Genomic DNA, 15416 nt, shown 5'->3' with positions numbered 1-15416 from the left:
GTTTCGTCTCATTGATTTCACTTGGCGATACATACGTCATCAGGTCGGCGTCGCCGACTGTGTTTTGAACATCTTCCTTAAGGGAGCCGAGGATTGTTCCAATATCGGTGAACATCTGCATGATTTCGTCGCGACCCGCAGCGATACCCCATTTGGGAAAGCAGACTTCAGCATGTTCTGCGAAGAGATGACTGATGTCCAATCCTTGATCGACACCCCTCATGTATTGCATAACGATTTCTTTTTTCTCTTCTTTGGTCATCTTGTAATGAGAATTTTCAGCTGCCATTTCCGTCTCCAGAAGATTGATGTCTATGATATTCAGTTTAGACTTATAGAAGCACTTGGTCAGGGACTTCATAAAATCCAAGAGAGCGCCGAGCGGTTCAGAGGAAGGTTGTTTAGCATGCTCATGGTACCGGAACAGTGATGACACGTGCGGGAAGTTTATTGGGACGATGCGTCCAAAAGATTGAACACACTTTTTCTTTCAGACGACTTTTGCTGATGCGATACTTTGGAAACCGGTTCTGTTTTATACATGGAAGCGACATTCTCCTGCCTATATGGCCGTAAGCTCTACTGCGATATACCCCGCAAGGTGAGTTCTCAGCGAAATGGATTATTGCCTGCTGAGTGATATCGATGGGTAGGAGGCGATGGATGTATGTCCTCAAGTGAAGTGGACGATTTAAACCTGATCAAAGAGATAGGCATATGGAAGAGCGACTTGTAAGGCCGTCGGGCAGCTTTGTTCTCGAACAACGGAGTCATCGGGTGGTGTTCGGGCGGCCGATTTCGGACGTACTGACAACCGAGCTGGCTGCACTCGGATTTGAACGGATTTTGTTGGTGACTACTCCAGGGAATGAGACTCTGCTTCAGGGGCTCATCGTACGTAGCATGCCGGGAATTTCCCTGTACACATTTACCGAAGTTGTTCCACATGTTCCGGAGCATGTCGTTGAAAAGGGTATCCGGTTCGCCGAGGAAATCCGGGCTGATGGAATCATAGCGTTCGGGGGAGGTTCTTCTCTTGATACAGCCAAAGCTATCAGCCATAAAATTGGTGTATCGATTCTTGCGATTCCAACCAATTTCTCTGGTTCCGAGGTAACTCCAAACTTCGGTATCAGTTCCGATGGGTTCAAGCGAGGGGTGTTCGACAACGCTGTTCTTCCGCGGACAGTGATCTACGATCCATCTTTGCTTAACACTTTGCCTGATTCAGTCGCCGTATGTAGTGGGATTAACGCAGTCGCGCATGCTGTTGAAGCTATGTATGCGCCGGAGGCAAATCCGCTAACGGTTTCCCTGGCTGAAACGGGCATCCGGAAGATGATTGCTGGTCTGCGAAAGAGAGATAACAAAGAAGCTTGGACAATCGACGCATTCACGGGTTCATGGCTCTGTGGAGAAGTGCTCTCTCAGGTCGGTATGGGATTGCATCACCGGATATGCCATGTGTTAGGGGGATCGTTTGGATTGCCTCATGCAGAGGTACATACCATTGTGCTTCCGTACTCTATAGCGTTCAACTTCGATCACACACCGGTGTTGAAATCGCTGACGGATCTGTTCCCTAATCAAACGCTGTGGGCCGGCATGGCGGCATTTTCGACTAGCCTCGGGGCACCGGCTTCGTTGAAAGATGTCGGCTTCTCGAAGGACGGCATCGAGGAGGCGGTTCAACTTGCGATGCGCGGAGCGATCGCCAATCCCCGTGAAGTTGGGGAGGCGGATATTCGATCAATCATCCAGCAGGCTTTCGCGGGTGAATTGGTGCGGTAAGCGTTCCCGCAAGTACGACGTAGGAGTCGACACCGGGGGGGGGGGGTTACAGCGAGCGGCTTACCGGATGTCGTATTGGGGAGCAATGTTGCTCCCTTTTTTTATGAATTGAAGAGCACTGAAACGGAGCCCACTTCCGCGGCTATCCGGAGGCGGTGCGACAGACCAGGGGCCCCGAGTTCACGAGCCTCGCGCTCGACCAATGGGCGTATGCGAGCGGCGTCACCCTGAAGTTGATTCAAGCCGGCAAGCCGACGCAGAATGCGTACATCGAATCGTTCAACGGCAAGTTCCGCGACGAATGCCTGGCGCGACGTTCATGCACCGTCCAGAGGTGTGGTGCGTGAGCATTTGCTCGCCACACAGTGCCACTTGTCACTCCGGGGCGCGAAGGCACCACTAGAAGTGGGCTCGCCGTCGCTGCCTCCAGCAGGGGCGACCGTTTGCCCTGCGGCTGCGACAGCGAGCGCGACCATTCGCGGTCGCCATCGCGACCGTTGACCGGAACGTAGTTCGGGTCAGACGGCAAGATCAGAAGTAGTGCGTGATACCAGCGAAGAAACCTGACTGACTGTGCCCAGGCAGTGGAGCATCGGGATTTCCGACAGGAAGTGCCTCAAGTCCAAACGTCCCACTGCTGCTATTCCTCGCCGTAGCAAATTCCGTGTAGAAGGAGGTGCGTTTGGACAGGTTGTAGGTACCTCCAAGTGCATACAATGTGGCATTTCCGCTACCTGCATTCGCATTCACGTGATACACCGCTGCTTGGAGTTGGGCTGCAGATGTTGCCTGCCATGTAAGTCCGGCCCAACCCAGGCGGGTAACAGTCGGCGCAGCCGGAACGACCTGACTCGCGTGCGAGGTCTGATAGGCCGCGGACAGTTTCACACTTCCGAGGAAGACATTCGCTCCAATAAAATATTCACGGGAAAACTGATAGACATCGTCGAGTGCGCCGTTCTGCGGGTTGCGAATCTCATCGTAGATACCACGAACCTGAAACAGAGCCGAAGTATAAGTCAGCTGAATTCCGTCACCTCGCCCTTGCGAGGTGGTTCCGTTTCCGTTCCAACTGGTCGCATTCGATAGAGAGTATTGACCGTAGACGTCAAACCCCGCAATGTTTGGGGATTGGTAAGAGATGCTGTTGTTCGTGAAGGGCCAGTTTCGCCCATGTACCAGTGAAGCGGACGACCATACGGTTTGCTTAAACGGGTCAAAGTCCCAAACGTTGTTTGGAATCGCGAACTGACGCCCCGCAAGCAACGTGCCCCACTGCGGGTTGGATGCGCCTATCGTCGCCCAGCGACTAAAGATCTGTGTTGGAAACGTCAATCCGCCATTCTGTGTATTGAAGTCTGATTCCAATCGGAAGGCGATCTTGATACCGCTGCCGATATCTTCGCTACCTCGTATGCCCCAGTAGCTGTTTGCCGCATTGGCGCTGCCCATTTTCCAGCGTGACGTACCTCCTGCGCTGCTTGGAAGTCCTTGAATGTATTCGATATCGGCATTGATTCGACCATACATTGTTACGCTTGTCTGTGCGTGGGAAGTGATCGCCGTGGCCGACAAAAATGCGATCGTGCAAACCTTTTTCATTAACGGTATCTCCTTAACCTATTGGTAAATGCTGCTTTTATGACTGATGCTTTAAGATAAGTTTGTTGGCCAGCTAGCCAATTAGGGATGCGAAGTAGCAGGTCTGGACCGACATCGCCGAATTCGATCGAAGTTATTTAAGAACGCGACGTGGCTGAATAGGTTTTTCGACTTTGACGGATAGTGACAGGACTTAAACGCACTGTCGACGTTGCAGTGTCGGAGTTTCTTGCACGCACATTCCAGAAATTTGGACGGTTGGTGCGATCAGATCCCATCTTGGCCTAGCCACCGTGCCGAGGCGCTGAGAGAACTTTGTGTCACAAGGGGTAGGGTGACGGGTTAATTTGTATCTGTAATGACGAGCATCGGAGATCTTGCCCACCATCTTTGCGCACTGGATAGAAAACCAACGATGCCAAGTATTGGGCGAGATGGCTGGCTCTGATCCATCAAATGCATGGTTTTCACCTACGACAGGACAGTGTGTTCAGAAGCTGCTCTGAATCACTGATGCGATACTCAGTCCAGAATCTTCTAGATATCGATACGTTGACAGGCGGCTTTCGCGGCGAGAGTTGCGTCCGAGCAGGTCATGCGGCGGGCCAAGATCATTGACCAGTATCTTTCGCTCTTTGGTACGGGTCGGCCATACTCTTTAAACCTTAACCGGGCGCCGCGTGCGCCCCGACGGAGCCTTGCGTCGTGCTCAACAACCAATCCTTAACGCAACGCGAATTCGAGATTCCCGACGACGCAACGTTGATGTCGACAACCGACGCGAACGGTTATGTCAAATACGCGAATGCAGCATTCATTCAGGTTAGCGGATTTTCAAGCGAGGAAATCGAGGGGCAGCCGCTCAGTATCGTCAGCCATCCGGACATGCCGAAGGAGGTGTTCGCCGATATGTGGGCGACACTCAAGACAGGGGAACCGTGGACCGCGCTTGTGAAGACTCGGCACAAGAATGGCGACCACTACTGGGTACACGCGAACGCTGTGTCCGTGGTGCGCGATGGTGAGGCGCGGGGCTTTCTCTCGGTGCGTACGAAGCCGTCGCGCGACGAGATTGCTGCGGCCGAGAAATTGTACCGTGTGTTTCGCGAAGGCAGCGCAGGCAAGAGGCATTTTCACAAGGGGATGGTGGTTCGCAAGGGGCTGTTTGGCTTTACGTCGTTGTTGCAGACGATGTCGGTGCGGTGGCGGCTTCACGCAGCACTACTCGTGCTGACGCCGCTCGTGATCGGTGCTGGGTGGACTTGTGGCCTCACAGGCGGCGGGCTCGGAGTGTTCACCGGCATGACCTGTGCGCTCACGGCGGCGGCTGTAGTCTGGCTCGATACACAAATCGCCGGCCCAATGAAGCAGCTACGCAACCAGGCACTGGCCGTCGCGACGGGTGAGAACCGCAGCCGAATGCGGATGAACCGGGTCGACGAGATCGGCATGACGCTGCGTGCGATCAACCAGCTTGGCATGATGTTCAGATGGCTCGTCGACGATGTCAGCGAGCAGGTACTTAACGTGCAACGTGCGAGCAGCGACATTGCGCAAGGCAACAGCGACCTGAGCGTGCGCACCGAGCAGGCAGCCACGAGCGTGCAGGAGACTGCAGCGTCGATGGCGCAGATGACCGCTACCGTGTCGAGTAACGCTGAGGCGGCGGTGTTGGCGAGCCAGCTTTCGATGTTGGCAAGCGACGCGGCCGAGCGTGGCGGGCAGGCAGTGAGCGAGGTCGTCAACACAATGAACGACATCACCGAAAGCTCGCGCAAAATCTCGGACATCATCAGCATGATCGACGGGATCGCATTCCAGACCAACATCCTGGCGCTTAATGCGGCCGTCGAGGCGGCGCGTGCGGGCGATGAGGGGCGCGGCTTCGCCGTCGTCGCGGGCGAGGTGCGGGCGTTGGCGCAGCGTAGTGGGAACGCGGCGAACGAAATCAAGACGCTTATTGGCGCGAGCGTTGAACGAGTGGAATCGGGTGCGCGACTCGTCGCCGATGCAGGTAAGACGATGGAGGACATCGTTGCCCAGGTGAAGCGGGTGTCGGATCTGATCGCCAAAATCAGCTCTTCGACGGCGGAGCAGAGCATGGGTGTCGCGCAAGTGGATCGGGCAGTGGCACATCTCGACAACGTTACACAGCAGAACGCGGCGCTCGTCGAGCAAAACACGGCGGCGTCTGCAAGCCTGAAGCAGCAGGCGACGCGTCTAGTCGATGCGGTGAACGTGTTTCGGTAAGTGTGCTTGTTAGTAAGCGGCAGCTTTAGCAAACCGAATGGAGAATCGTGCAACTGCGGGGCGAGCGTCGGCATTCTGCGCGAGAAAGGACGTACCCATCCCGCGCCGGTTCAGCGCGGTGTCCGCGCCGAGCTGGCGTGCGAGGTCGCCGGTGTCCGGTGTCTCGACCTTGATGACGTCAGCGCCGAGCAATGCGAGCTGATAGCCGGCGAACGGGCCGGCCAGCACGTTGGTCAGATCGAGCACGCTGACGCCGTCAGTAGATTGCTGCTGATGAGGGTCCTAACTAGATCCCGACGGTATTAGCGTTGTACGAATAGAGCCAGTCGTAGCGCTCGGCTATCGGCGCGGCACTCCATTCCCGTTCCAGGTATTGGGCCGCCGAAGCTTCAGTCGCGAGTTCTGGACTGTGGAAGCGCTCGGTGTTGTCCGTCGCGCCACGCACCATCCGGCTTGTGCGTTCGATTCGTGCATGTTCGTAACGCAACAGCGCCGCCGGAATGTCTAACGGCTCCGCACCCGCGAGGCAACGCGCCAGTACCATGCCATCCTCGATGGCGTGGACTGCACCCTGGGCGAGGAACGGCAACGTCACGTGTGCGGCATCGCCGAGCAGCGAAATGCGCGACTGTGTCCATTGCGGGATCGGCTCGCGTTTCATCAGCCCCCACTTCAGCAGATTCGGCGCCAGCTTGATCATGGTTTGCACGTCCTCGTGCCAACCTTTGAAATCGTCGAGGCATTCTTCGACGGTGCCTTGTTCGAAGCTCGCTTGAGCGGTCCAGCGTTTGCCTTCGATCGTGGCAGCGAAATTCATGATTTCGGCACGATGCAGCGGGTAATTGACTGCATGGCCGCCCGGTCCGATCCACGTCGACCCGACGGATTCGCGCATATGCTCGGGCAAACTCGTCATCGGGATCAACGCCCGCCACGTCACCATGCCGGAGAACGCCGCGTCGGTATCGGGCCACAATGCGTTGCGGACGACCGAACGCACACCGTCGGCGCCGATCAACGCGTCCCCCGGGACGCGCTGGCCGTTTTGCAGGATCAAGGTCGCGCTGCTGTCGTTTTGCTCGCAACCGGTCACCACGCTGTCGAGATGAATCGCATCGGCCTTCAGCGCGCGTACGCGATCGGCCAGCGTCTGATGCAGATCCGGCCGGTAAACGGTCAGGTAAGGATAACCATAGCGCTCGATCACGGACTTGCCGAGGCTGAACATGGGCCAGGGCTTGCCCGTGTTCCAGAGTCGAAACTCCTTGCGCGCCGGATCGCAGGAGAGGGACCTCAACTGCTCGAACACGCCGAGCGAGTCGAGCACTGCATTTCCGTTCGGACTGATCTGGATACCCGCGCCGACTTCCCGCAACTCGGGTGCCCGTTCGTAGACGTCGACGTCGATCCCTCGCTGCAGCAACGCGACTGCTGCGGCAAGGCCCCCGATTCCACCACCTGCTATCAAGATACGCATGAATTTTCCCTCGTATTACGTGGCTAGACGGCGGGTTCGACTTCGTCGCGCAAAACGCCCAGGGCGCGCATGATCGGCTCGTCACTGACACGTACGAGATGCGTGTCGCCGTCTACCTTGTGCTGATAAGTGCGCCATGCCGGCATGGCGAACATGTCGCCTTTTTCCCACTGCATTTCCTTGTCGCCGCAGCGCGTCGTACCACGGCCTTCGACAACGGTGAAGATCGCATTGGCAGTGGTGCGGTATCGTTGCGACACGAATCCCGCTCCGATGCGTTGGACGTGGATCGCCGTGCTCTTCATCGCCGGCGCACCCAGTTCGATCTCGCGCTGCGCCATGCCGTTCGCGGGCGCCGCGGCCTTGTCGAGCGCTGCGAGCGACGCCTCCCACCTGAACGCGATCGGCGACTCCGCGACGGTCACGACGTCCTGCTCCAATTTATGGGGATGGCGCTCGAAGAACATCGGCTCGAGCAGGTGGACGAGCGGCACGTCCAGTACGTCCACCCAGAAGCAGTCGTCCGGACCGGCATTCGCATGCGAATGCCAGCACCAGCCTGGCGTCAGGAGAACGTCCCCGGGCCGCATTTCGACCCGCACGCCATCGACCACCGTATAGCTGCCGTGCCCTTCGAGAATGATCCGCAGCGCATTGGGCGTATGCCGGTGAGCGTCCGCGACTTCGCCCGGCCTGATCGACTGATAAGCGCCGACGAGCGTGCGCACTGTCGCATACAGGTTCCCTTCCACGGGGTTCCTTAGCGTCAGGTTGCGACGATCCGCCATTCGGTGATCGACCAGATCGCCGGCACGTTCGAGAATCGGCTTTACTTCGGCATAACGCCAGAGCGTAGGCAAGAAGTTCTCGCGCGGTTCGCTCCACAGTGCAGGCGCCTTGCGATGCCATCCGCCCTCCATGTGGAGGCCGTCTATTGCGGCGTAAAGTTCGTCGAGGTCAGTGAGTTCGTTCATTTTTGTTTGATGATGTCGGGAGTGTAGGGCTGCGCGAACACTTCGGTTGCGCCACCGGTGCCCGTCACGATGTCGACGGTCATTTCGCCGACTCGCTCGATCCGGATTCGCACCTTGTCGCCATCGCTGACTTTCCCGACGCCCGCTGGCGTCCCCGTGGCCACGATGTCTCCGGGATACAACGTCATTACCGCAGACGCCATCTCGATCATGCCGGGAATGTCGAGCACCAGGTCGCGTGTGTTGGCGTGTTGCTTGAGCTCGTCGTTGACCCACAGCTTCATTTCCAGATTGGCCGGGTCGCCGACTTCATCGGCCGTGACGATCCATGGGCCAACGGGGCAGAAGGTGTCGTAAGCCTTGCGAAATACGCGTTCCTCTCGTCCGCGCACGACCATGTCGAGCAAACAGGCGTAGCCGAACACGTACTGCTGCCAGTCGTCGCGCGCAATGTCACGACCCTGCTTGCCGATGACAATCGCAAGCTCAGACTCGTGATGGACCTCGCGAGTGGGTACGTTCGGCAGGACGACGGGTTCGTCGGCGCCGGATAGCGACGAGTTCGGTTTCAGGAAAAATCCCTGATGCGTGGCCCGATAACTGGCCTGCATTTCCCGACCATGGTCGTGATAGTTCACCGGAAAGGCGATGACCTTGTTCGGCCATGGCACCGGCGTGAGTAGCTTCACATCCTTGATCGGCACACGTGGAAGCTGTTTCAGCGCGGCCTCGATGACCGGCTTCAGTCGCCCAAAGTCCGCAATAAGACGCGTAGCGCCAATGGGCGGCCACATGGCCATATCTTCACCGACGGTAGTCGTAACATCGACGATGTAGCGATCGTCGACGACGATACCGAGTTGTCCTTCATTAAAGCGCGCAATTTTCATGGCTGTCGAAAGTAATAAGAAGAAGCGCTAGTGCTTGCCTGGTGCCGCCTGACATGAGTGTGGCTGCCGGTGGTCATGTCGGGCGGCTGGAAATCATGCGCTCTGGCTGGACCGCAGACTGTATTGCCGTTCAGCGGCCTTGAGCCTGGCGTATTTGCTGCCCGCCAACCAGTAGTGAACGGCGGCCCAGAGCAGGATCGGAACGACGCTCAGCAGCGCATACTTGAGGCCCGTGGCACTCGCGGAAGCACACAGCGCGGTGATGTTCGCGGGCACGTCGCCCTGCGTATGGGCACCTGCCGATGCGCCGTGCTTCGCGATCACGCAGAGCTGCGAGAAATCAGGCCGATCGAAGATGCGTTTCGCGAAGAAATCGCTGAGAAAGCCGAGATAGCCGGGGCCGAGACCTTGTCCGACCAGTGCCATGGCGGAGAGCGTCAACGCGGACGCCGTGGCGCGCATACGCGGCTCCAGCAGCGAGAGGATCACCGAAAAGGCCGGTCCGTTCCAGAAGTTCATGCCAACGGCGAAGCCGACCAGAAGCGCCACGCCTGCGGCAGCAACGGGCTGCATGAATGCGATGCCCGACAGCAGTGCCGCTGCGATACATCCAAGCGCGGGAACATAACCATGCCAGGCGGCGTTGCGTTTTCCGAGCCTGTCTGAGAGATAGCCGCTCAGGATGTTGCCCGTGAGACCGCCCACTCCGCCGATGATTCCGAAGGCAAGACCGGCCTGACCGAAATTCATGCCGTAGACGCGTACGAAATAGACGGGCAGAAAGAGGAAGATCGCGGACATGGCGAACATGCCCAGCATGACGGCAAAAAGCATGTTGCGTGATGTGCCGTTGCTCACCATTCTCCGGATTACCTCGGTGAGTCGCGGGACGCTGTCGCCGCTCGCGGTCGAGCCGGCAGCGCCACGTGCCGGTTCCTTGATCGTCAGGAACGCGAGCAGGCCGAGCAGTACCCCCGGGATTCCGACGTAGAAAAACGCGTGCTGCCAACCGTAGTTCTTGATGAGCGGTGCGCCGATGAACGATGCCATCAATACACCGATCGGCACGCCGCCGGCATAGAGTGCGAATATCAATGAGCGCCGCTTGTTTGAAAAATAGTCGGCAAGAAGAGAATAGGCTGCCGGTGCAGAGCCGGCCTCGCCGATGCCCACGCCGGCGCGGAAGGCGAACAGCTGCGCATAGTTCGTCGCGGTTCCGCATCCGATTGTCATCAACGACCAGAGGACGATGGTGACGGATATGATCATCACCCGACTGAAACGCTCGGCGAGCCGCGCGATCGGAATGCCGAGGATGGTATAGAACAGCGCGAACGCCAGGCCGATCAACAAGCCAAGCTGGCCGTCGGTCAGGTGCATTTCCGCTTTCAACGCAGGTGCGGCGATCGACATCAACACGCGATCCATGAAGCTGAACGCGTAGATCAATGTCGTGAGCGACAGCACCCAGATTGCGTAGGGTCTGGAAACGGCCGCACATGAGTTCACGTGCGGGTCGGCAGTGGTTTCGGCGAGATTACGGGGCAACATGGTGTGCTCCAGAGCATCGGCAATTCATTGGGGGAGGGCTGTGCTTCGCGACTTCGACGCCTCCGTTCGGCGGTTCATCGGCGGAGTACGGGCCGTCGTCCTTCAGTTGGTGAAGTCAGGCGCGATACGACAAAGGGCTCTAAAAGAGGTGACGAATTCCCGCCACGACCACCGTCTGATTCGCACCGCTTGAGGGCGCGAGCAGATAGGTGACGGCCGTCGCGTTGGTGGCACGCTGATAATTGGCAAAAACGTAGACGTTCGTACGCTTCGAGAACAGATAGTTCAAGCTGAGCTGCCCCATGTTCCAGTGCGGAGCAGTATTGATTCCGCCGCCATATTGGCCCTTCGTGTAGACATAAGCCGCGCCCAGAGCGATATCAGGCCTGACAGAGTACGAAGCGTTGACATCGAAGTTGTCCAGATGCAGCGACGTGTTGTCGAGATAATCGTACCGGACGTCCGTGATCATTCCGTTCACGCGCACGGCGCCGAAGTTGTACTGCGCGGCGCCGCCGAATTCACGCTGACGGCGCACGCCCGCATTCTTGTTAATCGGGCTGGTATGGAACAACAGGAACGGCGGCCCGACGTAATCGTCAGTGACCGCGCCGTTCGGGTTCGACGTTGGGCCTGGGTAACTGGTGTTCAATCCGGCTATCGCCAGCTTGAACGGCCCGTTTTCGTAGGCAGCGCCGGCGCTAACCGAGCGATTCAAACCCCACTGGCCGGGCGCATTGCTCATCGCGTACATCACCGAGCCGCGCAGGCCGTTCACCGTTGGCGACTGGTACTTGATCGAATTGTTATAGCGGTAGCTGCCGAACACATTGTCGTTATCGCCGATATGTGTTGCAAAGCCCAGCGCTGCAACCGACGCTTCGAAACGGTCGAGATAATCGAAGGGGATGTCGTACTGGCGCCCGAGCGTCACCGTACCCCACGAGTTGCCGCTAAGACCGACGTAGGCTTGGCGTCCGAACATACGCCCACCCTGCTGGAATTTGCCGTTGGTACTGTCGAAGCCGTTTTCGAGCACGAAGATAGCGTTGAGACCGCCTCCCAGATCCTCAGCGCCGCGCAAGCCCCAACGGTTATTCTGCATGGTGCCTGGAATCATCTGGACGGCCGAGTGCCCACCCACGTTGCTTACCCAGGCGACGCCCGTGGAAAGAATGCCATAGAGTGAAACTGAATTCTGCGCGTGCGCAGTCGAGGCGCCCGCGAGCAGGACGGCGAAGGATGCCAATGCTGCGCTCCGGCGCAACCTGGTATTGAGTAGCGTGGTTTTCAAACGTGTCTCCGATGTAGATCTATTTTATAGGGCTATGCAAAGCAAAAGACGGCTTGCCTGGAAGCGGGGGCTGCCATGAAAGGCCAGTTCAAAAACCGCGGAGAGGATGTCACTGGCCTTTGGGCGGGCGCGGTGTTGCTGGGCGCCCTGACTTCGGCGGTTCATCAGCACGCGAGGCCGAATACCTTGCGTGCGTTGTCCTCGAAGATCAGTTGCTTGTCGTTCTCGCTGAGCCAGTCGAACCCTGCAATGGTGGGACGGATGTCATCGAGTGCGCGCCCGGTGGTTTTATCGACCGTGGAGCCGACGCCAGGGCACTCCGAGCCGAAGAGGCAGCGATCGGCGCCTACGGTTTTAATGAGGAGGCGCAGCGCCTCTTCGGAATAAAGCACCGTGTCGTAGTAGAGATTGCGCATCCCATCGAGGAAATTGATGCCGCGACGGCCTGCGCTCGACTGGAAGCGCCCGATCTGATATGGAATCGAGCCGCCGCCGTGCGAGCAGATCACTTTCAGTGACGGGAAGTCGTTGAAGACGTTCGAATGCACGAGTCCGTAGACGGCGATCGATTCTTCATTGACGAAGTGCAGCGTATAGGGAGAGCGTTCCGAATGCGAGCCCGTGGCGTGAATATGCATTGGAATGTCGAGATCGCAGAGCTTTTCGTAAAGCGGATACCAATAGCGATCACCGAGCGGCGGCGCTTCGGTGCCTGTGTTCTCGTACGGGTCCGGGTTGAAGAGCACGCCGCGAAACCCCATCTTTACGCAGCGCTCCAGCTCCGGCAGCGCGTGAACAATCGGCTCGCCCGCCACCTGCGGCAACCCGGCCACGGGCACGAATCTGCCGGGGATCAGTGCAATGGTCCGCGCGATGATGTTGTTGGTCTCTTCCGTGAACCAGTGCACAAGCTTGCCCGGCTTGGCACTGTGCATCATCTGGAAAGGGCGGGGCGAGAGCATCTGCATGTCTGTGCCGACACGGTCGAGCGCTTCCACATGGCCGCATGGGCCCATTTCCCGGCGATTCATCGCCTGGACGATCTGCTCGTCGCTTACTTCGGGCATACGGCGTCCGTGTGCGCCCAAGTGCGAAAGCAGATTGGCTTTGTAGACCCAGAGTTCGGCGGGAGCGCTGACGTGGCCGTGGCAATCGATGATCATGACTGTGTCGTATGGAGAATAGTGTTGTCAGGTGGATTGCGGTTCATTTGTCGCGGCAGTCACTGCCAGACCGCGAACCCGAGGCCGATCCCGGTGCCTGCCGGAGTGCGATAGACCGGGATGTATTGGTCGTACACGCAATCGAGTTCTCCGAGGGCGCCGGCCATTGCGATCCAGTTGCGAATTTCGGACGATCCCGAGCAGAGCGATTCCTGCGGAATACTCGTTAACGTGTCTTTGTCGCGGTTCTTAATGGCGTCGATGATCTTTTGGTCGAACGCCGCTTCGCAGAGGAAGTGGCTCAATCCGCCCGAGGCGACGATCGCCACTTTTGCATCGATAGGGGACGCGGCCAACGCCTCGGCGATACAACCGCCGATGTAATGGCAACGGGCCGAGGTCGGGTTGTTCGGCGGAAAGTATGTGTTGAGGAGCACGGGCAACATCGGAACCTGAAGGTTCTTCATGAGCCGTTGATAGACGAAACCATAGGCATGACCAAACGCACGGCGTTGCGGGTCAGGCACATCGTTGCTGGTCGCGACGTCGACACCGCGAGCGATGAGCCCGCGAATCAGATCGTCGGCGAGCTTCGGCGCGCCGGGGAAGCGGCGAGGCAGATCCATCGCGTAGCCTGCCCAGAACGTCTTGTCGCTCCACGTCAGCTTTGGGTGAGGCAACTCCGTTTCTTTCATGACAATCTCCTCGCCGCGATAGACGGAGATGGCGGGCAGGTTGTCATAGCCGAAGAGTTCATCCTGATCGTCACCGATGACGAGGACGACGTCGGGGCGTGCAGCGTGCAAATAGGCTTCGATGCGGTCCAGGGCGGCTTCGGCTTCGCCAGCGAGCCGGGGAAAGTCGAATGGATCGCTCTCTTCTGCGTACGGCGTACCGCGCTCCATGACGAGTTCGTCATAAGTGAGCTTGCGGCCGTCCAGCATGTAGAGCGCCCGGCTGCGCAGATCGTCTTCAGCGCGCCGCTGCCAGTTGTCGCCGGGCAAATTCAGGATCGGACTGTGCGAAGTGCCGATGCCAAGGGTGATGCAGGCCATATCAGATTTCCCACGTAGAGCCGACCGCGCGGTCCGGCTTCAGAAGTTGTAGAGCTCCAGCGTGCGCTCGCCCGAGCGCAGGCGCTGCATCACTGTGATCTCTTTGGCTTCGCGCGCGGCGGAACTGGACACCGCTTCCTGAACTCGTTCGCGCGGGACGGCCACGACGCCATCGCGGTCGCCGACGATCAGATCGCCCGGCTTGACCACGACGTCGCCAAGTCGCACCGGATGGTTGATCCAGCCGCGCGCCCCCTGGTCCTTGCCGGTGCCGCGAATGCTGAGTCCGGTCGAAAACACCGGGAAACCGAGCGCTTCGAGCTGATCCGCGTCGCGCACGCAGCCGTCGATGACGAGTCCGCCGAGCTCACGTTCGCAGGCGGCGGTGGACATGATCTCTCCCCAGTACCCGAAGTCAGGCTTGCCGCTCACGTGAACGACGAGGACGTCGCCCGGCTCGGCAATGTAGAGCGCGCGATGCAGCCACAGATTGTCGCCACCCGGCGCGTGCACGACGACGGCGGGTCCGCAGATCCGCATGGCGGGCGCGACCGGTTTGATCGAAGAAGGGAGCGCGCCGATGCGCCCGAGCGCCTCGTGCAGCGTCGACGACGGCATTCCCGATGCCTGTGCGACGAGGTGTGCTTCCGGACGCTCGATCGATGTGCGGACGGTCGGGAATTGTCCCGGCGCGCAGATGAAGGATGCGCTCATGATTCCTCGCGCGTTTGCAGTTGATGGTAGCGATGCGCGTCTCTTGCGTCGCGCAGGCTCATGCCCGCGCGTACAGCCGCACGAATGGCGTTTTCCGCGGCTTCGATGCTCTCGGCCACGTCGAGCACGCGCGCCTCGTGTTCTCGCGGAATCACGACGACGCCATCCGCGTCGCCGCGCACGAGATCGCCAGGCGCGACACGCGCGCCGCCGATATTGACGGGAACCTGAGTCGCTTCGACTTGCACGCGGTCCTTGCCGGTACGCATGTAGTTGCCGCGGCTATACACGGGATAGCCGAGCTCGCGGCAGAGCGCGACGTCACGATTGACGCCGTCGATGAGCGTGCCCGCGAGTCCGCGCCGATGGGCGACTTCCGTCAGAATGTCACCCCACACTGTCGCATCATCGCGGCCGCCGTTATCGAGGACGATGACGGCGTCGTCCGGCACCGTATCGATATAGTCGCCAACGGTGCCCGCCGGTTTGCCTGCCGGGCCGTAGCGAAGCGTCCACGCGCGGCCGGCCATGCGAAAATCGGGGGAACTGGGTTTGATGCGATGGCACTGGCCGTTGATCCCGCATCGATCGAGTGCATCGCTCAGCGTCGCCGTATCCAGCTTGCTGGCGCGCTGTACATTAGTGTCACTCATGA

12 protein-coding genes and 3 pseudogenes are annotated in these 15416 nt (G+C 58.9%); 3 read left to right on the top strand and 12 right to left on the bottom strand.

Going from position 1 to position 15416, the window contains the following annotated elements; genetic code table 11:
• A pseudogene (locus J8I87_RS35670) lies at nucleotides 1-289 on the bottom strand (nuclear transport factor 2 family protein); the annotation flags it as partial.
• Between the two features lie 428 nt (nucleotides 290-717).
• On the opposite strand from J8I87_RS35670, the gene J8I87_RS35665 reads away from it, so the two are divergent.
• Nucleotides 718-1791 carry an iron-containing alcohol dehydrogenase gene (locus tag J8I87_RS35665; protein WP_209937014.1) on the top strand — a complete coding sequence of 358 codons (1074 nt, stop codon included), beginning with the start codon at nucleotides 718-720 and terminating at the stop codon, nucleotides 1789-1791.
• A gap of 128 nt (nucleotides 1792-1919) precedes the next feature.
• Nucleotides 1920-2099: pseudogene (locus J8I87_RS35660) on the top strand (integrase core domain-containing protein); the annotation flags it as partial.
• A gap of 223 nt (nucleotides 2100-2322) precedes the next feature.
• Here J8I87_RS35660 and J8I87_RS35655 read toward each other — a convergent pair.
• Nucleotides 2323-3393: a porin gene (locus tag J8I87_RS35655; protein ID WP_209937013.1), complete on the bottom strand. Its 1071-nt coding sequence runs from the start codon at nucleotides 3391-3393 to the stop codon at nucleotides 2323-2325.
• Nucleotides 3394-4098: 705 nt separating this feature from the next.
• Between J8I87_RS35655 and J8I87_RS35650 the strand changes: the two genes are divergently transcribed.
• Entirely contained in the window at nucleotides 4099-5643 is a 1545-nt protein-coding gene (locus tag J8I87_RS35650) for a PAS domain-containing methyl-accepting chemotaxis protein (protein WP_209937012.1), read from the top strand.
• Between the two features lie 72 nt (nucleotides 5644-5715).
• On the opposite strand, the pseudogene J8I87_RS35645 reads toward J8I87_RS35650, so the two are convergent.
• The 10 genes and pseudogenes from J8I87_RS35645 to J8I87_RS35600 form a co-directional block, all read right to left on the bottom strand.
• Nucleotides 5716-5889 (bottom strand): annotated as a pseudogene (locus tag J8I87_RS35645) (CoA transferase); the annotation flags it as partial.
• A 40-nt stretch (nucleotides 5890-5929) separates the two neighbouring features.
• Nucleotides 5930-7120 (bottom strand): FAD-dependent monooxygenase, encoded by a 1191-nt coding sequence (locus J8I87_RS35640; protein ID WP_209937011.1) that lies wholly within the window; start codon nucleotides 7118-7120, stop codon nucleotides 5930-5932.
• Between the two features lie 23 nt (nucleotides 7121-7143).
• Complete coding sequence (locus tag J8I87_RS35635) at nucleotides 7144-8094, bottom strand: cupin domain-containing protein (protein ID WP_209937010.1); 951 nt, start codon at nucleotides 8092-8094, stop codon at nucleotides 7144-7146.
• Nucleotides 8091-8984, bottom strand: coding sequence for a fumarylacetoacetate hydrolase family protein (locus J8I87_RS35630; RefSeq protein ID WP_245254393.1), 894 nt, complete (start codon nucleotides 8982-8984; stop codon nucleotides 8091-8093). Before J8I87_RS35630 ends, J8I87_RS35635 begins: the two co-directional genes overlap by 4 nt.
• A 93-nt stretch (nucleotides 8985-9077) precedes the next feature.
• The gene (locus J8I87_RS35625) at nucleotides 9078-10451 is read right to left on the bottom strand and encodes a spinster family MFS transporter (protein ID WP_209937008.1); all 1374 of its coding nucleotides are present in this window, start codon (nucleotides 10449-10451) and stop codon (nucleotides 9078-9080) included.
• A gap of 223 nt (nucleotides 10452-10674) precedes the next feature.
• Complete coding sequence (locus J8I87_RS35620) at nucleotides 10675-11784, bottom strand: porin (RefSeq protein WP_245254392.1); 1110 nt, start codon at nucleotides 11782-11784, stop codon at nucleotides 10675-10677.
• Between the two features lie 209 nt (nucleotides 11785-11993).
• Nucleotides 11994-12992 (bottom strand): amidohydrolase family protein, encoded by a 999-nt coding sequence (locus J8I87_RS35615; RefSeq protein WP_209937006.1) that lies wholly within the window; start codon nucleotides 12990-12992, stop codon nucleotides 11994-11996.
• 59 nt (nucleotides 12993-13051) lie between these two features.
• Complete coding sequence (locus tag J8I87_RS35610) at nucleotides 13052-14047, bottom strand: protocatechuate 3,4-dioxygenase (protein WP_209937005.1); 996 nt, start codon at nucleotides 14045-14047, stop codon at nucleotides 13052-13054.
• Nucleotides 14048-14086: 39 nt separating this feature from the next.
• The gene (locus J8I87_RS35605; protein ID WP_209937004.1) at nucleotides 14087-14761 is read right to left on the bottom strand and encodes a 4-carboxy-4-hydroxy-2-oxoadipate aldolase/oxaloacetate decarboxylase; all 675 of its coding nucleotides are present in this window, start codon (nucleotides 14759-14761) and stop codon (nucleotides 14087-14089) included.
• Complete coding sequence (locus J8I87_RS35600; RefSeq protein WP_209937003.1) at nucleotides 14758-15414, bottom strand: RraA family protein; 657 nt, start codon at nucleotides 15412-15414, stop codon at nucleotides 14758-14760. Before J8I87_RS35600 ends, J8I87_RS35605 begins: the two co-directional genes overlap by 4 nt.
• Nucleotides 15415-15416 lie beyond the last annotated feature (2 nt).

This window comes from Paraburkholderia sp. LEh10 (assembly GCF_017814945.1).
Taxonomy (GTDB): Bacteria; Pseudomonadota; Gammaproteobacteria; order Burkholderiales; family Burkholderiaceae; genus Paraburkholderia.
This window is presented reverse-complemented; position numbering and strand designations above follow the sequence as displayed.